This window comes from Variovorax sp. AC194, assembly GCF_979257995.1.
The window spans coordinates 2514392-2533149 of the sequence record NZ_OZ409823.1 but is presented as its reverse complement, the minus strand read 5'-3'; the positions used below and the strand labels follow the sequence as shown (position 1 = coordinate 2533149).

14 protein-coding genes are annotated in these 18758 nt (G+C 68.1%); 6 read left to right on the top strand and 8 right to left on the bottom strand.

Annotated elements, in window-relative coordinates; translation table 11 throughout:
- Positions 1-9: 9 nt before the first annotated feature.
- Complete coding sequence (locus tag ACZYRS_RS12155) at positions 10-837, bottom strand: undecaprenyl-diphosphate phosphatase (RefSeq protein ID WP_198787296.1); 828 nt, start codon at positions 835-837, stop codon at positions 10-12.
- A gap of 158 nt (positions 838-995) precedes the next feature.
- Between ACZYRS_RS12155 and ACZYRS_RS12150 the strand changes: the two genes are divergently transcribed.
- Positions 996-1868, top strand: coding sequence for a hypothetical protein (locus tag ACZYRS_RS12150; protein WP_463419469.1), 873 nt, complete (start codon positions 996-998; stop codon positions 1866-1868).
- Here ACZYRS_RS12150 and ACZYRS_RS12145 read toward each other — a convergent pair.
- The 3 genes from ACZYRS_RS12145 to ACZYRS_RS12135 form a co-directional block, all read right to left on the bottom strand.
- A complete protein-coding gene (locus ACZYRS_RS12145) occupies positions 1860-2516 on the bottom strand; it encodes an aspartate/glutamate racemase family protein (protein ID WP_463419468.1) in 657 nt (218 codons plus the stop codon). The genes ACZYRS_RS12150 and ACZYRS_RS12145 overlap by 9 nt on opposite strands.
- Positions 2517-2658: 142 nt before the next feature.
- Positions 2659-3570 carry a transporter substrate-binding domain-containing protein gene (locus ACZYRS_RS12140; RefSeq protein WP_463419467.1) on the bottom strand — a complete coding sequence of 304 codons (912 nt, stop codon included), beginning with the start codon at positions 3568-3570 and terminating at the stop codon, positions 2659-2661.
- A gap of 58 nt (positions 3571-3628) precedes the next feature.
- Positions 3629-4963 carry an aspartate aminotransferase family protein gene (locus ACZYRS_RS12135; protein WP_463419466.1) on the bottom strand — a complete coding sequence of 445 codons (1335 nt, stop codon included), beginning with the start codon at positions 4961-4963 and terminating at the stop codon, positions 3629-3631.
- A 137-nt stretch (positions 4964-5100) separates the two neighbouring features.
- Between ACZYRS_RS12135 and ACZYRS_RS12130 the strand changes: the two genes are divergently transcribed.
- Both ACZYRS_RS12130 and ACZYRS_RS12125 read left to right on the top strand, forming a co-directional pair.
- Complete coding sequence (locus tag ACZYRS_RS12130) at positions 5101-5964, top strand: MurR/RpiR family transcriptional regulator (RefSeq protein ID WP_463419465.1); 864 nt, start codon at positions 5101-5103, stop codon at positions 5962-5964.
- Positions 5965-6047: 83 nt separating this feature from the next.
- Positions 6048-6413, top strand: coding sequence for an SPW repeat protein (locus ACZYRS_RS12125; protein ID WP_198787290.1), 366 nt, complete (start codon positions 6048-6050; stop codon positions 6411-6413).
- Between the two features lie 108 nt (positions 6414-6521).
- Here ACZYRS_RS12125 and ACZYRS_RS12120 read toward each other — a convergent pair whose 3' ends face one another.
- From ACZYRS_RS12120 to ACZYRS_RS12105, 4 genes are all read right to left on the bottom strand, one after another.
- Positions 6522-8093: an efflux transporter outer membrane subunit gene (locus ACZYRS_RS12120; protein WP_463419464.1), complete on the bottom strand. Its 1572-nt coding sequence runs from the start codon at positions 8091-8093 to the stop codon at positions 6522-6524.
- A 10-nt stretch (positions 8094-8103) separates the two neighbouring features.
- Positions 8104-11376 (bottom strand): efflux RND transporter permease subunit, encoded by a 3273-nt coding sequence (locus tag ACZYRS_RS12115; protein WP_463419463.1) that lies wholly within the window; start codon positions 11374-11376, stop codon positions 8104-8106.
- A 652-nt stretch (positions 11377-12028) separates the two neighbouring features.
- Positions 12029-15154: an efflux RND transporter permease subunit gene (locus tag ACZYRS_RS12110; RefSeq protein WP_463419462.1), complete on the bottom strand. Its 3126-nt coding sequence runs from the start codon at positions 15152-15154 to the stop codon at positions 12029-12031.
- A gap of 27 nt (positions 15155-15181) precedes the next feature.
- Entirely contained in the window at positions 15182-16681 is a 1500-nt protein-coding gene (locus ACZYRS_RS12105) for an efflux RND transporter periplasmic adaptor subunit (protein ID WP_463419461.1), read from the bottom strand.
- 257 nt (positions 16682-16938) lie between these two features.
- On the opposite strand from ACZYRS_RS12105, the gene ACZYRS_RS12100 reads away from it, so the two are divergent.
- The 3 genes from ACZYRS_RS12100 to ACZYRS_RS12090 are packed head-to-tail and all read left to right on the top strand — an operon-like array spanning position 16939 to position 18746.
- Positions 16939-17460 carry a DUF6622 family protein gene (locus tag ACZYRS_RS12100; protein WP_463419460.1) on the top strand — a complete coding sequence of 174 codons (522 nt, stop codon included), beginning with the start codon at positions 16939-16941 and terminating at the stop codon, positions 17458-17460.
- A gap of 45 nt (positions 17461-17505) precedes the next feature.
- Entirely contained in the window at positions 17506-18453 is a 948-nt protein-coding gene (locus tag ACZYRS_RS12095) for a sterol desaturase family protein (protein WP_463419459.1), read from the top strand.
- Positions 18450-18746: a 2TM domain-containing protein gene (locus ACZYRS_RS12090; RefSeq protein WP_463419458.1), complete on the top strand. Its 297-nt coding sequence runs from the start codon at positions 18450-18452 to the stop codon at positions 18744-18746. The genes ACZYRS_RS12095 and ACZYRS_RS12090 overlap by 4 nt, the downstream gene beginning before the upstream one ends.
- Positions 18747-18758: the final 12 nt, after the last annotated feature.

Here is an 18758-nt window from a genome sequence, read left to right as displayed (position 1 = left end):
CTGGCGGGATCAGTCCGCCCAGACCACCGTGCCGGTCCACGCCGTCACCAGCACCACGATGCCGAAGGCGATGCGGTACCAGGCGAACGGAATGAAGTTGTGGGTGCTGATGAACTTCAGCAGCCAGCGCACGCACAGCCATGCGCTGATGAACGAGAACACCAGGCCCACGGCGAACAGCGGAATGTCGGCTGCCGAGAGCAGCGCGCGCTCCTTGTAGACGCTGTACGCGCCCGCGCCGATCAGCGTCGGGATCGCGAGGAAGAAAGAGAAATCGGTCGCCGCCTGGCGCGAGAGCCCCAGCAGCATGCCGCCGATGATGGTCGAGCCGCTGCGGCTCGTGCCCGGGATCATCGCGAAGCACTGCACGAGGCCGACCTTGAGCGCGTCCCATGGCGTGAGGTCGTCCACATGCTCCACGCGCACCGAGCCCGGCGGCCGCTTCTCGGCCCACAGGATGATGAAGCCGCCGATGATGAACGTGCTGGCCACCACGGTCGGGATGAACAGGTGGGCCTTGATCACCTTGCCGAACAGGAGGCCCAGCACCACCGCGGGCAGGAAGCCGATGAGGATGTTGAGCGCCAGGCGCTGCGCCTTGGGTTGCCGCGGCAGTGCCACGACGGTCGACTTGATCTTCTGCCAGTACACCAGGATCACCGCGAAGATCGCGCCGGTCTGGATGGCGATCTCGAACACCTTGCCCCGGTTGTCGCCGAAGCCGCCGAGCAGCGAGCCCGCAAGAATCAGATGCCCTGTCGACGAGATCGGCAGGAACTCGGTCAGCCCTTCGACGATGCCCATGATGGCGGCCTTGACCAGCAAAACAATATCCACGCGTACTCCTTCAAAGAGCATCAATTATGGCGAGGGCATCGGTCAGCTTTTGTTCAGGTAGCGGGCGAGTACCGAATACCTAATTCCGGGGATGTTCACCGGAAACGCATCGACACATATTCGTCGGCCAGACCATCAGGTGCCCCAAGGAATCTCTCATGCGAACGTTCACCCCCGCGGAGGAGCACGCATCGACCGCCGACGACCACGGCCAGGACCGCCTGAAGCACCCGCAGGCCGTTGCACAGGAACAATGCGAGTCCATCCGCCGCGTGGCCGGCGCCACCGGTGCTTCCACCCATGAACTGCGCATGCTGATGCAGCGCCTGGCCGACATCGACCGCTCGGGCTCGTGCGCGGGCATCGTTGCAGAGGGCAACATCGCCGCCGACCGCATGGAGGCCGAGATCCAGTTGCTCGACCTGGGCGACGGCTGCGTGGCGGAGCAGCAGGCGGACGCCTGCCAGCGCATCGACCTGGGCCTGCTCGAGGCGCTGAACCCCGCGCACGACAAGAAGTGGTACGCGCGCTGGAAGTTCTGGAGCTTCATCCTCGGCGCGGCCGGCCCCGTGGCCTCGCTCACGCTGCAGGGCCTGGCGCTGCGCCCGAGCGAGCCCGCGGGCGCGCACGCCGACCTCGTGGCCAAGGCGCGCAAGGTGCTGGAGAGCTGGCGCCGCACCTCCGACCCGCTCTTCTGGTCGGCCGTCGAAGACTATGTGCGGCAGCAGGCCTTCTCGCTCGAAACGCAGGCCTACCTCATGCACTGCATCGCGGCCGTGTTCAGCGGCAACGCCATGAAGCTGTCGAGCGAACAGAGCCAGCAGCTCACTGGCCTTCTCACCGAGACCTATTGCGATGCGCTCGGCACCGCGGCCATGATGCCTTCGTCGGACATCTACCGGCGCCTGGCCGAAGGCCTGGAGGCGACCGATCGCGAGACAGGCCTGCGCCGCATGCTCGGGCGCAGCGACGCGGCGCAGATCGCGATGACCACGCTGGTCAGCGCCATCGGCCACGGCGGCTCACGCTGAGCGCTGCTGACCTGTTCGCCGGCGCAGCGCGCGCACTGCGCTGTCGACCGTCGTAAGCACCGGCAGGCCGCTGGCCTCTGCACAAGCCGCACTGGCGCGCGCCATGCTGAATTGCGCGAGCGCGATGCGCGTGCAGCCGCGATCGCGCAGCATCGCGGCCTGCGCGGCGATGAGCGCGTCGTGGCGCTGCGTGTCGCCGGCATTCAGCGCATCGAGCGCGCCTTCGGCCAACGCGAGTTCCAACGCGGCACCCGCGGGAAATTCCGGCGGCATCGATGCGAGCGTGGGCGCGAAGGTCGCGATCAGGCCCAGCCGCCCTTCCCCCTGCATCGCCTCGGCGATCATGGCCTCATTGGGCTTGAGCACCGGAATGCCTGCATGCCGTTGCGCCACCGCCTCGATGCAGGGCCCGAAGGCCGAGCAGGTGAAGAGGATGCCTTCGGCACCCGTGTCGACCGCGTACTGCGCGAGGCGCTGGAAGCGTTCGTGCATCGCCGCGTCCAGCCCACGCCCGTTGCGCGCGAGGTCCGCCGAGAGGCTGTCGTCCAGCAGGTTCATGCGCACCGCCTCGGGCCAGTCGCGCGCGAAGGCTTCGTTAATGGGGGCGACCGAATGCGAGAGCGCGTGGACGAGGGCGATGCGTGTCATGCGAGGAACAGAGGAGCGTTAGAGAAAGAACCCAGGCGCATCGATCAACCGCAGCCGTTCGGGCTGAGCCTGTCGAAGCCTTGCGCGGCGCTTCGACAGGCTCAGCGTGAACGGTCTCGTCTTCATCGAGAGCAGCCTCGTATCAGATGCCCTTGGACGACGGATTGGCGAACGCATCCTTCGTCTCGGCATTGAGCGGGTAGTTGATGTTGATGCCCTTGGGCGGAATCGGCGACATGAACCATTTGCTGTAGAGCTTCTCCATCTCGCCCGACTTCATCATGCCCGAGACCACGCGGTCCACCAGCGCCTTGAAGGCTGGGTCGTCCTTGCGGAACATGAGCGATTGGTTCTCGGTGCGCAGGCTCTCGCCGGTGATGATGAAGTCCTTCGGGCTGCGCGCGTTCGCGATCTGCCCGGCCAGCAGGATGTCGTCGAGCACGAAGGCCTGCGCGCGGCCGCTCTCCACCAGCAGGAACGAGTCGCTGTGGTCCTTGCCCGCGAGGTTGGTCACCTCGAGGCTGCGGCCGCGGTCGGCCTCGCGCAAGAGGCGGAACGACGTGGTGCCGCTGGTGGTGGCCACCGTCTTGCCCTGCAGGTCGGCGATGCTTCGGATGCCCGAATCGGCCTTCACCAGCATGCGCACGTTGTAGCGAAAGATATCGGGCGAGAACGCCACCTGCTTCTGGCGATCGACCAGGTTGGTGGTGGAGCCGCACTCGATGTCGACCGTGCCGTTCTGCACCAGCGGCATGCGGTTGGCCGAAGTCACGGCCTGGTACTTGATCTCGATGGCGGGCAGCTTGAGTTCGGTCTTCACCGCCTCGACGATGCGGTTGCAGATCTCGATGCTGTAGCCCACGGGCTTCAAGTTGCCGTCCAGGTACGAGAAGCCGAACGACGACTCGCGGTAGCCGAAGGTGATGGCGCCGCTCGCCTTGATCTTGGCGAGCGTGTCGCTCTCCTGCGCGTGTGCGGCAGCGAACGGCAACAGGGTGCACGCCACCGCGAGAGCGGCAGCACCGAAGGAAATCGGCAGACGAAGCTTGGGCATGGGAGCGCTCCTCGGAACGGCGGGTTGAAGAAAACGGCGAAGGGAAACGAGGTCGCGATCAGCGCGCGGCGGCGCTGGTCACCGCATCGATCGAAGCTGTGAGGCGGCCAACGATTTCCTGCAGGTCCTGGCGCGTCGCGATGAAGGGCGGCGCGAGCAGCACGTGGTCGCCCTGGCGGCCATCGACGGTGCCGCCGAAGGGGTAGCACAACAGGCCGCGCGCCATCGCGTCCTTCTTGACGAGCGCATGGACCTTCCGCGACGGCTCGAACGGCGCCTTGCTCGCGCGGTCAGCGACCAGCTCGATGCCCCAGAAGAAGCCGCGCCCGCGGACATCGCCCACATGCGCGTGGTGGCCCAGCGCGTCGGCGAGCATCGCGCCGAAGGCCACGCCGTCTTCGCGCACCTTGGCGACGAGGCCGTCGCGGCGGATCACCTGCTGCACCGCGAGCGCCGCCGCGCAGGCCATCGGATGGCCGAGGTAGGTGTGGCCATGCTGGAAGAAGCCGCTGCCCCTGGACATGGCCTCGACGATCTTCTGCTGCGCGAGCACCGCGCCGATCGGCTGGTAGCCGCCGCCCAGGCCCTTGGCGATGGTCATCAGGTCGGGCGCGATGCCCTCCTGCTCGCACGCATGCAGCGAGCCGGTGCGGCCCATGCCGCACATCACCTCATCGAGGATCAGCAGCACGCCGTATTTGTCGCACACGGCGCGCACCGCCTTGAAGTAACCCGGCACGGGCGTGAGCACGCCGGCCGTGGCACCGCCTACCGTCTCGGCGACGAAGGCGATCACGCGGTCGGCGCCCTGCGCGACGATGGCCGCTTCGAGCTCGGCCGCGAGGCGGAGGCCGTATTGATCGGCGCTTTCGTCCGCGCGCTGCTCGCGGTACGGATAGCACGGCGACACATGCGTGGCCGGCACCAGGATCGGCGCGAACGGCTCGCGGCGCCAAGCGTTGCCGCCCACCGCGAGCGCGCCCAGCGTGTTGCCGTGGTAGCTCTGGCGGCGCGCGATGAAGTGGGTGCGCTGCGGCTGCCCGATCTCCACGAAGTACTGGCGCGCCATCTTGAGCGCGGACTCCACGGCCTCCGAGCCGCCGCTCACCAGGTACACGTGGCTTATGCCCTCGGGGGCGGAGGCGATCAGCTCATCGGCCAATTGCTCGGCCACTTCGCTCGTGAAGAAGCTGGTGTGGGCGTAGGCCAGCGAGTCGAGCTGCGCGTGCATGGCGGCCAGCACCTCGGGGTGCGCGTGACCCAGCGACGAAACGGCCGCGCCGCCCGAGGCATCGAGGTATTCGCGGCCTTCGGCATCGCGGATGAACATGCCCTTCGAGCTCGTGGCAACGGGCGGGGTCTGGCGAAGGCTGCGGTGAAAGACGTGCGTCATGGCGGTGGAGATCTGGAACGGTCTTTGGAACCAATGTTTCGGGTGGATTATTGTTTGGAACATTTGTTCCGTCAACTGTTTCATCGTTCCATGTCCGGTACATTCGTTCCAACCGCAGCCAGAAGAGAGACACCGCCATGGGCGCCAGAGACCAGATCCGCCAGCGCTTCAACGAACTGAGCCCTGCCCTGCAGCAAGTGGCGCGCTACGTGCTCGACCATCCCAACGAAGTGATCACCGCCTCGATGCGCAACGTCGGCACGCGCGCGCAGAGCACGCCGGCCACGCTGGTGCGTTTCGCGCAGAACCTGGGCTATGCGGGCTGGCCGCAGCTCAAGGAAGCCTTCGCGGGCGACATGGGCCTGGGCAGCGAGACCTACGGCGGGCGCGCCAAGCAGCTGGTCGGCCGCTCGCACGACCGCGGCCTCACGGGCGAGATGTTCGAGGTGCAGCGCCGCAACCTCGAAGCCACGCACCAGCAGAGCGAGCAGGCGCTGCAGAAGGCCTGCGCATTGATCGAGAAGGCGCCGGCCGTGCATGCGGCGGGCTTTCGCGCGTGCTTTCCGATCGCGTTCTCGTTCGTCTATGTGTACCGGCTCTTTCGCGCGAGCGTGCACCTGGTCGATGGCCAGGGCGGCTCGCTGGAGATGCAGCAGCGCGCCTTCGCCAAGGGCGATGCGCTGGTGGTCGCGAGCTTCGCGCCCTACTCGCGCGAGGCGCTGCAGGTGGCCGAGGCCGCCAAGGCGGCCGGCTGCCGCATCGTGGCGATCACCGACAGCGTAGCCTCGCCGCTCTCGCTGCTGGCCGACGAAACGCTGCTCTTCACGATCAACAGCCCGTCGTTCTTTCCCTCGGTCGCGGCCGGCGTGGCGGTGACCGAGGCGCTGGTCGAACTGCTCGCCAGCCGCGCGGGCAAGCCGGGCATCAAGCGCATCGACCAGGCCGAGGCGCAGCTGTTCGAGTCGGGTGCGTACCTTTTGCCTCCTGTCGCACGCGGATAGCCGCTGCCGCGAGACGGAACCCCGCCCCGACGCGGGTGTCCAACCGCTGTCGCGGCGCCTTGTCGCGACAGGAGGTAATGACCATGAAGCAAGTGAAGCATTGGCAAGACCCCGTCAACGCCGTCGCCGGCGCCTGGCTGATCGTCTCGCCCTGGGTCCTGGGCTTTCAGGGCATCTCGCCCGCCATGTGGACCATGGTGGCCACCGGCATCGTGCTGGGCGCCGTGGCCCTCGGCGCGACCTTCGTGCCCAAGCAGTGGGAAGAGTGGACCGAAGTGGCCCTCGCGGTGTGGCTTGCCGCATCGCCGTGGCTGGTCGGTTTCGCCGCGATGGAAACGGCGATGGTCAACGCGGTGCTCGTGGCCGCGGTGATCCTGGTGCTCGCCCTCTGGGTACTGGTGACCGACAAGGACTACCTGGGCAGCACGCTGAACCGTCCGGCGCACTGAGCGCCGGGAACGACGCCGGGAACGACGCCGGGAACGAAGCCCGCCGCGCGAGCGGCGGCGCCGACTGGATGGGCATGGCGCCCCTCCGCGAAACCGCCCTCCTCGCGCCTACTGCGTGCGAGGGCCGGCAGGTTGTTGTGCCGCGGCGCCCGTGTCGTTGCCGGCCATCCACCCGGCCTGCCAGCCACCGCCCATCGCCTGGATGAGCGCGATCGCCGAGGCCTGGCGATTGACCTGCAGCTGCACCAGCGCGCGCCGCGCGCTGAGGGCAGCCGCTTGCGCCGTCACCACGTCGGTGTAGCTCACCTGCGCCGCGCGGTAGCGGTTGAGCAGCTGTTGCTCGGTCTTGTCGGCCGCGAGCGTGGCTTCGCGGCGGAAGCCCTCCTGCTGCGCGAGCGTGGCGCCCGTCGTCAGCTGGTCTTCGACCGCCTGGAATGCGGTGAGCACCGTCTGGCGGTAGCGCGCCACGGCGGCTTCGTGGCCGGCCTTGGCGGCATCGACGCTCGCGCCGATCGCGCCCGCATCGAACACCACCTGCGCCACCGAGAAGCCGAGCGACCACAGCGTGTTGGCCGAGCTGAACAAATCCTTCACGCGGCTCGCGTTGGTGCTGCCGACCGACGCGGTCAGCGGGATGTTCGGGAAGTACGCGGCGCGCGCGATGCCGATCTGCGCATTGGCAGCGGCCACCGAGCGCTCCGCCGCCGCGATGTCGGGGCGGCGCTGCAGCAGCGTCGAGGGCACGCCGGTCGGCACGCCGGGCGCCGTGGGGGTCCAGGTCGCGGCCGGCAGGGTGAAGTCCGCCGGGGCCACGCCCACCAGCATCGCGATGGCGTGTTCCAGCGTGGCGCGCGTGCGCGTGAGGCCCACGCGGTCGGCCTTGGCATTGACCAGCTGCGTCTGCGCCTGCAGCACGTCGGTCTGCGCGGAAATGCCCGCTGCATAGCGGTTGCTCGTGATCTCGAACGCGCGCTGGTAGCCCGCGATGGTTTCGTCGAGCAGGACGATTTCGGCATCGGCCTCGCGCAGCGAGAAGTAGTTGGTCGCGAGATCGCCGATGGCCGAGAGGCGCGCCGCCGCGAGGTCGGCCTCGCTCGCCTGTGCATTGGCCTGCGCGCTGCTCACCGCTTCGCGCAGGCGCCCCCAGACGTCGGGCGTCCAGCTGGCATTGAGCGAGGCGGAAAAACTGTTCGACGGGCTGGCTGTTTCACTGTTGCTGTTCACGTTGCCGCTGCGCCGCCCGCTGCCGCTGAACGACACCGAGGGAAAGAGCTGCGCGCGCTCGCCGCGCACCAGCGCCTGGGCCTGCGTGTAGTTGGCCACGGCGGCGGCGATGTTCTGGTTCGACACCTGCACGCGGCCGGCCAGTTCGTCGAGCGTGGGGTCGGCGAAGAGCTTCCACCACTCGCCGCGGTCCAGCGCATCGGCGGGTGCGGCGGGCAGCCAGCCTTCGGCGGTCTGCTGCTCCTTCCAGGCGTTGGACGCCGCGGAGGTCGGCACCTGGTAGGCCGGACCGACCGCGCAACCCGCGAGCGCGGCGGCGAGGGCCAACACGCCGAGCCGGAACACAAACCGTTCGGGCTGAGCCTGTCGAAGCTCTGCGCGGCGCTTCGACAGGCTCAGCGTGAACGGTTGGCCCTTTTCGAGCGTGACAGGGGATGAAGTCGGCAGTGCGTTCATGGTGTTGTTCTCAAGCGGGCGTGACACGGCTCAATTCGTGTTCGTTCTTGCCACGGCGGCGCAGCTTGTCGAGCAGGAGATAGACGACCGGCGTTGTCAGCAGGGTCAGCAACTGGCTCGCGATCAGCCCGCCGATGATGGCCACGCCCAGCGGCCGACGCAGCTCCGCGCCCTCGCCGAAACCGATGGCCAGCGGCAGCGCGCCGAGTGCGGCGGCCAGCGTGGTCATGAGGATGGGCCGGAAGCGCAGCAGGCACGCCTCCCGCACCGCCTCCAGCGGCGTGAGCCCGCGCGAGCGTTCGGCCTCCAGCGCGAAGTCGATGATCAGGATGGCGTTCTTCTTCACGATGCCGATCAGAAGGAACACGCCGATCAGCGCGATGATCGAGAACTCCATGCGGAACATCAGGAGCGCCAGCACCGCGCCCACGCCGGCCGAGGGCAGCGTCGAGAGCACGGTGATCGGGTGCACCAGGCTTTCATAAAGAATGCCCAGCACGATGTAGATCACGATCAGAGCGGCCAGGATCAGCATGACCTGCTGGCCCTGCGACTGCTGCGCGCTGGCGGCGGTGCCGGCGAACGCGCCGCGCACGTTGGTGGGCATCGCGATGTTGGCCTCGGCCTTGGCGATGGCCTCGCGCGCATCGCCCAGGTTCGCGCCCTCGGCGAGGTTGAACGAGATGGTGGTCGCGAGCTCGCCGTCGTCGTGGCTCACCGAGGTGGCGACCGACTGCTCCTCGAACTTGGCCACCGCCGACAGCGGCACCAGCGTCGTGGGCGTGTTGCTCAGCACGTTGCCGGTCGATGCGCCGCGCAGGCCCGCGTTGGCCGAGACGGGCACCGTGGTGCTCGCGGCCGTGGCGGTCGATGCGGCGCCGCCGGTGGTCGAAGTGGTGGTGGTCGTTGCCGCGACCTGCGTGGTCACCGTCTGTCCGCCGATCACCGAGGTGCGGGTGGCCGGCACGTACACGTCGCTCAGCGAATTGGGGCTGCGCGTGTAGCGCGGCGCCCACTCCATCACCACGTGGTACTGGTTGAGCTCCGTGTAGATGGTCGCCACCTGGCGCTGGCCGAAGGCGTTGTAGAGCGCGTTGTCGATGGCGGTGGAAGTGAGGCCCAGCCGCCGCGCGCTGTCGGGGTCCACCTTGGCCACCGTCTCCACGCCGTTCTGGTCCTGGTCGGTGTCCACGTCGGTGAGCAGGGGCTGCAGCTTCAGCTCGTCCGAGAGCTTGGTGGCCCAGGTGCGCAGATCGGTCAGGTTGTCGCTCTTGAGCGTGTACTGGTAGGTGGAGTTGCTCGAGCGCCCGCCCGAGCGCACGTCCTGCACGGTCCCGAGGAACACGCGCAGGCCCGTCACCTCGTTGAGCTGAGGCCGAAGGCGCGCGATGACGGCCAGGCCGCTCTCGGTGCGCTGGTTGGCGGGCTTGAGGTTGACGAACATGAAGCCGCCCCCCGCGCGCGAGCCGCCGGTGAAGCCAATCACCGTGTCGACCGCCGGGTCCTTGCGGATGATGTCGATCACCTGCCGCAGCTTGGCAGCCAGCGCCTGCGACGAGATGCTCTGGTCGGCGCGCAGGCCGCCGTTGAGCTGGCCGCTGTCCTGCTGTGGGAAGAAGCCCTTGGGCGCGGCGCTGAAGAGATAGACGTTCAGCCCCACCACCGCCACCAGGATGAGCATGACCAGCCCCTTGCTGTCGAGCGCCCAATCGAGGCTGGTCTCGTAGCGCTTGAGCACCCAGTCGTAGCTGCGCGCGGCCATGCGGCCGAGGCGCCCTTGCGGCTTGTTCTTGTCGTGCTCCCCGCCGCGCTTGAGCAGCCAGGCGCACATCATCGGCGTGGTGGTCAGCGAGATGACCAGAGAGATCATCACCGCCGCCGACAGCGTGATCGCGAACTCGCGGAAAAGCCGCCCCACCTGCCCGCCCATGAACAGCAGCGGAATGAACACCGCCACCAGCGAAACGCTGATCGACAGCACGGTGAAGCCCACCTCCTTGGCGCCCAGCAGCGCCGCCTTCATGCGCGACATGCCCGACTCGATATGGCGGCTGGTGTTCTCCAGCACCACGATGGCGTCGTCCACCACGAAGCCGGTGGCCACCGTGAGCGCCATCAGGCTCAGGTTGTTGAGGCTGAAGCCCAACAGGTACATCACCCCGAAGGTGCCCAGCAGCGCCGCGATGGTGGCCACGGCCGGCACGATGGTCGCGCGCACGCTGCGAAGAAAGAGGCTCACCACCAGCACCACCAGCAGCACCGAGATGACCAGCGTCGCCTCGACCTCGTGCAGCGAACTGCGGATGGAATTGGTGCTGTCCGAGGCGACCTGCAGCGTCACGTCGGGCGGCAACTGCGCCTGCAGCTCGGGCAGCAATGCGCGCACGCTGTCCACGGTCTCGATGATGTTGGCCGAGGGCTGCCGCGTGATGAGGATGATGATCGCCGGCTCGCCGTTGAAGAGACCGAGCGTGCGCGTGTCTTCCACGCCGTCGATCACCTCGGCCACGTCCTGCAGCCGCACCGCCGCGCCGTTGCGCCAGGCCACGACCATCGAGGCGTAGTCGCTGGCGCGCAGGGCCGGCGTCTGCGTGTAGATCTGGAGCTTGCGGCCATCGCCCTGCACCATGCCCTTGGGGCGGTTGGCGTTAGAGGCCTGGATGGCGGCGCGCACGTCCTCGGTGCTGATGCCGTAGCGGTTGAGTGCGAACGGCAGCAGTTCGATGCGCACGGCGGGGAGCGAGCCGCCGCCGATTTCGACGTCGCCCACGCCGTCGACCTGCGACAGGCGCTGGCTCACGATGTTCGAGACGGCGTCGTAGATCTGGCCCGGGGTCTTCGTCTTCGAGGTGAGGGCCAGGATGATGACCGGCGAGGCCGCCGGGTTGGCCTTGCGGTAGGTCGGGTTGCTTCTGAGGGTGGCGGGCAGGTCGACGCGGCTCGCGTTGATGGCGGCCTGCACTTCCCGGGCGGCGCCGTCGATGTTGCGGCTCAGGTCGAACTGGAGGGTGACGCGGGAGGAGCCGACGGAGCTCGTGGACGTCATTTCGTTGACGCCTGCGATGGTGCCCAGGTGGCGCTCCAGCGGCGTCGCCACGCTGGTTGCCATCGTTTCGGGGCTTGCGCCGGGGATCGAGGCTCTTACCGAGATGACTGGGTAGTCGACCTGGGGGAGTGGCGAGACTGGCAGCACGAAGAACGCGGCTATGCCTGCGAGGGCGATGCCTATCGTCAGCAGGACTGTGCCGATGGGTCTTCTGACGAAGGGGAGCGACAAATTCATCGCGGCTTCCCCTGCTGGGGGCGGAGGCCGGGTCTCGCCCCGGCGGGCGACCTACTTTTCTTTGCTTCGCCAAAGAAACGTAGGCAAAAGAAAGGCGACCCCACTGTCTGCGACCCTCCGCTTCGCTGCGGGCAACCTGCGGTGCTCACGTTTCGCGGGGTCTCGCCGAACTCGCTGCGCTCAAACAACGGCGAGCCCTTGTCCGCGAAACGCTCCGCTCCTCGGCGCAGACAGAGGGGGCTGGAGACCGAATGGGCCATTGCTTCGCTCGGCCCGAAGGGCTGGCACGCTTCGCGTGTCAGCCTTGAATTGGTTGTTAGGTGGTATTGGCTTCTACCAAGCCGAGCAAAGCGACGGCCCGCAGTGTCCTGGGCGCCGAGCGCAGCGAAGGCCCGTTCGAAAGCCCTTCTGGCTGCGCCGAGGAGCGCAGCGTTTCGCGGATCAGGGCTCGCCGCTGTCTGAGCGCAGCGAGTTCGGCGAGACCCCGCGAAACGTGAGCACCGCAGGTTGCCCGTAGCGCAGCGAAGGGACGCAGACAGCAGGGTCGCCTTTTCTTTGCTTACGTTCTTTTGGCGAAGCAAAAGAAAGTGAGTCGCCCGCCGGGGCGAGACCCGGCCTCGGGAAAGAAAGAATGAACAGAAGGCAAAACGGATCAAGCCGCTTCCTCCTCGATCACCGCCCGCCGCGAGCTCCCTCCGCCAAGCCGATCAAACGCCAGATAAATCACAGGCGTAGTGAACAGAGTAAGCAGCTGACTGACGATCAGCCCGCCAAAAATGGCGAGCCCCAGCGGCCGCCGCAACTCGGCACCCTCACCAAAGCTCAGCATCAAAGGCACAGCAGCAAACAACGCAGCGAGCGTCGTCATCAGGATCGGCCTGAACCGCAGCAACGCCGCCTGGTGAATCGCCTCCCGAGGCGACTTCCCTTCCGTCCGCTCCGCATCGATCGCAAAGTCGATCATCATGATCGCGTTCTTCTTCACGATGCCGATCAGCAGGATGATCCCGATGATCCCGATCACCCCCAGGTCATTGCCCGTGATCATCAGCGCCAGCAAGGCGCCCACACCCGCGGACGGCAGCGTCGACAGGATCGTCAGCGGATGCACGTAGCTCTCGTACAGCACCCCCAGCACGATGTACACGCACACGACCGCCGCAAGAATCAGCCACAACTGGTTCGACAGCGACCGCTCGTACGCGCCCGATGCCCCGAGGAAGGTCATCGTCACGCTCCCGGGCATCCCGATTTCCTTGGCCGCCGCGCGGATCGCATCGACCGACTGCCCGAGCGACACGCCCGGCGCGGTGTCGAAGTTCAGCGTGCTCGCCGGGTACTGCGCCACGTGCGTGATCTGCAGCGGCGCCTGCTGCTCCGAGATATCGGCGATCGCGGCCAGCGGCGTGGCGGTGCCGGAGCCAGCGATGAGGTTCAGCTGCCCGAGCGTCTGCGGCGTGTTCACCATGCCGGGCCGCGCTTCGAGAATCACGCGGTACTGGTTGGTCTCGGTGAAGATGGTCGAGACGATGCGCTGGCCGAAGGCGCTGTAGAGCGCGTCGTCCACCGTGCTCGCGGTGATCGAGAGGCGCGCCGCGGTGTCGCGGTTCACGTTCACGAACGCGGCCAGGCCCTGCGCGCCGGCGTCGCTGCTCACGTTGCGCACCTTCGGCGAGTCCTGCAGCTTCGCGACCAGCTTCTGCATCCACTCGGTGATGAGCGCGCTGTTCACGCCTTCGAGCGACACGCGGTATTCGGTCGGGCCGGTCTCGGCGTCGATGGTCAGGTCCTGCGTGGGCTGCAGGTACAGCGTGACGCCGGCCACCTGGCGCACGCGCTCGCGCAACCGGTCCATCACTTCCTGCTGGCTGTCGTGGCTGCCCTTCAGGTTGATGAGCATGCTGCCGGTGTGCAGCATGGTGTTGTTGGCGGCGTCCACGCCGACGAAGGAGCTGAGGTTCTCCACGTCGGGGTCGTCGAGAAGCGCGCGCGCCGCCTGCTGCTGCAGCTGCGCCATGCGGTCGAACGACACGTCCTGCGCCGCCTGGATGCGGCCTTGCAGCTGGCCGGTGTCCTGCGTGGGAAACAGGCCCTTCGGAATCGTGAGGTACAGCACCACCGTGAGCACCATGGTGAGCAAAGCGACCAGCAGCGTGAGCGGCTGGTGGTCGATCACCCAGTGCAGCGAGCGGTCGTAGCGCACCATCACGCCGTCGAAGAAGCGCTGCGCGCGTGCGCCGAAACCTGTGCCGCCCGGCTCCTTCTTGGGCTCGTGCTTGAGCCAGCGCGCCGACATCATCGGCACGAGCGTGAGCGACACCACGGCCGAGATCAGGATGGTGATGGCCAGCGTCACCGCGAATTCGCGGAACAGGCGCCCCACCACGTCGCCCATGAAGAGCAGCGGAATCAGCACCGCGATGAGCGATACCGTCAGAGAAATGATCGTGAACCCGATCTGCGTCGCGCCCTTGAACGCGGCTTGCAATGGTTTCTCGCCCTCCTCGATGTAGCGCGCGATGTTCTCGATCATCACGATCGCGTCGTCCACCACGAAGCCGGTGGCGATGGTGAGCGCCATCAGGCTCAGGTTGTTGAGGCTGTAGCCCAGGAGGTACATGAGCCCCAGCGTGCCGATGAGCGAGATGGGCACCGCGATGCTCGCGATGACGGTGGCGCGCAGGCTGCCGAGGAACGCGAAGATCACCAGCACCACCAGCACCACGGCCAGCACCAGCTCCATCTCCACGTGCTGCACCGAGGCGCGGATGCCGGCCGTGCGGTCGCTCAGCACTTCGATCTTCAGGCCCGCCGGAAAGCCCGCCTGCAGCTCGGGCAGCTGCTTCTTGATGGCGTTGACGGTGGCGATCACGTTCGCGCCGGGCTGGCGCTGCACGTTCAGGATGATGGCCGGGGTGAGCTTGCCCTCACCGCCGTCGGCCGCCTTGGTGCCGGCCCAGGCACCGAGTTGCGTGTTCTCGGCGCTGTTGACCACCTGCGCCACATCGACCATGCGGATCGGCGCGCCGTTCTTGTAGCTGACGATGAGGTTCTTGTAGTCCTCGACGGTGAGCAGCTGGTCGTTCGAATTGATGGTGTAGGCGCGCTTGGGGCCGTCGAAGCTGCCCTTGGCGCCGTTGGAATTGGCCGCGCTGATGGCGGTGCGCAGCGTATCGAGCCCGATGCCGTTGGCCGCGAGCGCCTGCGTGTTGGCCTGGATGCGCACGGCCGGGCGCTGCCCGCCGCTCAATGACACGAGCCCCACGCCCGAGACCTGGCTGATCTTTTGCGCCAGGCGCGTGTTCACGAGGTTCTGCACCTCGGTGAGCGGCAGCGTGTCGGACGTGATGGCGAGCGTGAGCACCGGCGCATCGGCCGGATTGACCTTGGCATACACCGGCGGCGCGGGCAGGTCGGCCGGCAGCAGCGAGCCGCCGGCGTTGATGGCGGCCTGCACCTCCTGCTCGGCCACGTCCAGCGTCTGGCCGAGCGAGAACTGCAGCGTGACGATCGACACGCCCGCCGCGCTGGTCGAGCTCATGCGGTCCAGGCCCGACATCTGGCCGAACTGGCGCTCCAGCGGCGCGGTGACGGTGTTGCTCATCACCTCGGGGCTGGCCCCGGGGTAGAGGGTCTGCACCTGGATGGTCGGGTAGTCGACCTGCGGCAGGGCCGACAGAGGCAGGAAGCGGAACGCGACCAGGCCGGCCAGCACGATGGCGACCATCAGCAGCGAGGTCGCCACCGGGCGAAGGATGAAGGGGCGTGAGGGGCTCATCGTGCGCGTGGCTGCGGCAAGCCCGCCTCAGCGTGCCGGGCCGTTGGCTGGCGTGGGCGGAACAGTCGGCGTGGCCGGGGGCACGGGCGCGCCGGCCGGCGGCGTGGCCGACTCGATCGGCTGGCTCGGCGGCGCGGCGCCTCCGCCCTCGGCTGCACCGGCACCACCCTGGCGCTGCCCGCCTTCCCTGTTGCCGCGCTCGCCCCGCCGCCCGCCTTCGCGGTTGCCGCGGCGCGCGCCCGATGCGGCGCCCGAGGCCGGCGTGGCTGGACGGTCGGCCTGCGTCTGCACGCGGGCGCCGTCCTTCAGGCGGTCGCCGCCTTCGGTCACGACTTGCTCGCCGGCCTTCAGGCCCGACATGACGGCCACGTTGTCCACACTCGATTCGCCGCGCGTCACGGGGCGCTGCGAGACGGTGCTGTCTTCGTTCACCACATACACATAGTCGCCGTTGGGCCCGTGGCGCAGCGCCGTCACCGGCACCACCACCGCGCTGCTCACGGTGCGCAACAGGAGCCGCAGGTTGACGAACTGGTTCGGGAAGAGCGCGCCGTCGGCGTTCGAGAAGCGCGCCTTCGACTTGACGGTGCCCGTCTGCGTGTCGACCAGGTTGTCCAGCGTGGAGAACATGCCCCGGGCGAGCTGGCGCGTGCGGGTGCGGTCGAAGGCCGTAGCCTCGAGCTGCGCGCCCTGCGCGAGGCGCTCCTGCACTTCGGGCACGCGGTCCTGCGGCACGGAGAACTCGACGTCGATGGGCGCGATCTGCGTGATGACCGCCACACCGCCGGTGGTGCCGGTGGAGATGTAGTTGCCCGCGTCCACGGGCCTAAGGCCGATGCGCCCGCTCACCGGCGCGGTGATGCGGCTCCAGGTGAGGTTCAACTTTGCCGTGCCTTCGTTGGCGCGGTCGATGGCCACCGTGCCTTCGAGCTGCTTGACCAGCGCGGCCTGCGTGTCGACGTCCTGCCGGGCGATGGAGTCCTGGCCGAGCAGCGTCTGGTAGCGCTGCAGCGTGACGCGCGCGGCGGCCAACTGGGCCTCGTCGCGCTGGCGTGCGCCGCTGGCCTGCGCCAGTGCGTTCTGGAACGGCGCCGGATCGATGGTGGCGAGCACCTCGCCCTTCTTGACCATCTGCCCTTCCTTGAAGAGCACCTCGGTGAGCACGCCCGAGACCTGCGGCTGCACCGTGACGTTGGCCAGCGGGGTAACCGTGCCCAGCGCTTCGAGCTGCACCGGAATGTCGGCCTGCCGCGCGGTGGCAACGCCGACGGTGTTGGCGGCTGCACCGCCGCCACCGCCCCGTCCGCCAGGGCCGCCGCCGCCCGCTCGCCCGGCGCCTGGACCGCCCGGCCCGCCGGGTCCGGCCGCCGGTGCCTTCGAGCGCTGGATCAGGTACCACGCGCCGCCTCCCAGGGCCACGAGCAGTGCCAGGGTCAGCAGCCACCCCAGCCACCGGCGCCTGCGTACCGGGGGATGTGTCGGCGACACGGTGGGCGGCAGGGGCTCGGGGGGAGTTTTGGGGTCCATGGGATGCGTCGGGAGGGTGCAGAGGGAGCGAAAGGGGCGGCCTAGAGTACAGCGCCGAATGGTAGTACCGCAGTTTGCTGTGCCGTAAAGCGGCGGTAAAGCTCGCGCCGGCGGCCGCAGTTCACGCTGTCCGCAGGCGCCTCGCGCCGTTCTCCTGCATTTCGTCGCATGGCGGTGGCCGCCGGCGTGGCGCGTCGGCACAGTCCGCCCATCGCTTCCCCGCTCACAACTCACAGACCTTTCACCGGAGAACCACCATGCTGCTGCAGATCCTTCTTCACACGCCCAAGTGGGTGTTCGCCGTCTTCGTGCTGCTCGTCTGGCTCGGCGCCAAGCAACTGCTCTCGAACAGCGTGAGCCTCACCCGGGTCACGCTGATGCCCATCGCCATGGGCGGGCTGTCGGTCTTCGGCGTGCTCTCGGCCTTCGGCGATTCGCTGGGCGCCCTGTTGGGCTGGGCGGCCGCGGCGGCGGTGCTGATGGCGCTGGTGCTGCAGCGTCCCCTGCCGGCCACCACCCGCTTCGACGCGGCGGCCCGCACGTTTCATGTGGCCGGGAGCGCCGTGCCGCTCGCGCTCATGATGGGCATCTTCCTGACCAAGTATGTCGTGGGCGCCTCGCTCGCCATGCACCCCGAGCTGCGCCAGCAGGCGGTCTTCGCCCTGGCCATCCCGACGCTCTACGGTGCCTTCAGCGGCATCTTCGCGGCCCGCGCCGTGCGGCTGTGGAAGCTGGCGATCGCCACCGACGCTGTCGCCACCGGCGTGCGCGCGGCCTAAGATCCAAGCCCCAGCCCCGCGCGCCCAGCCTCGCCAGGAATCGCCATGACCGTGCTCTTTCTGCTCCTCAAGATCTCCGTCACGGTGGTGCTGGTCGCCTCGGTCCTCGAGGCGCTGGTGCTCTCCTGGCGCAACGGCCGGGCCAGCTACGACTGGAAGGCGGCCGGCGTCTCGGTGTTCGACTTTCTCGTGCGCGAATACCCGCTGCGCTGGCTGCTGCCGGTGGCCTTCTGGAGCGGCGCGATGGACTGGTTCTGGAACCACCGCCTCTTCACCCTGCCGATGGACCACTGGAGCGGCTGGGTCGCCTGCTTCATCGGCCAGGAGTTCTGCTACTACTGGTACCACCGCGCAGCCCACCGGGTGCGCTGGTTCTGGTGCACCCACGCCATCCACCATTCGCCGAACCAGCTGAACCTGTCGGCGGCCTACCGCTTCGGCTGGACCGGCCGCCTCACCGGCACGCTGCTGTTCTTCATGCTGGCGCCGCTCCTGGGCATGCCGCCCAAGGTGATCCTGCTGATGCTCACGCTGAATCTGCTCTATCAGTTCTGGATTCATGCGACGTGGATTCCGCGCCTGGGGCCCCTCGAATGGGTGTTCAACACGCCTTCGGCGCACCGCGTGCACCACGCCTCGAACCTCGAGTACCTGGATGGCAACTACGGCGGCGTGCTCACCGTGTTCGACCGCCTCTTCGGCACCTACATTCCCGAGCGCGCCGACCTGCCCTGCCGCTACGGGCTGGTGAACCCGATCACCTCGCACAACATCCTGGAGATCGAGTTCACCCACTGGCGCGCGCTCCTGCGCGACCTGCGCTCGGCGCGCTCGGTGCGCGCGTTCGTCGGCTATCTGGTCAAGCCGCCGGGCTGGCGGCCGGATGGGCCCGGCGATACCACCGAGGAACTGCGGCAGCGCGCGGCGCTCCGCCCCGCGACGCCGCCTTCGGCACCCGATTTCATTCCCGTTCAAATCAAGGAGTTGTCATGAACACCACCACCTTCAACGCTTCGCAGCCCAACCTGGAGAAGCTCGCCCGCCGCCGCGCCGGCGCCAAGATGGGCTGGTACATCCACGCCTTCGTCTACGTGATCGTCAATGTCGGGCTGGTCACGCTGTCGGCCGCCAACGGGCGCAGCTGGGCGATGTACCCGCTGATGGGCTGGGGCCTGGGCCTGGTCATCCACGGCGCGGTGATCTGGTTCCTCGCGCCCGGCGGCGGGTTCTACGACCGGCTGGTTGCACGCGAGCGCCGCGCGCTGGGCGCCGGGGATCACCGTTGAGCCAGGGCCAGG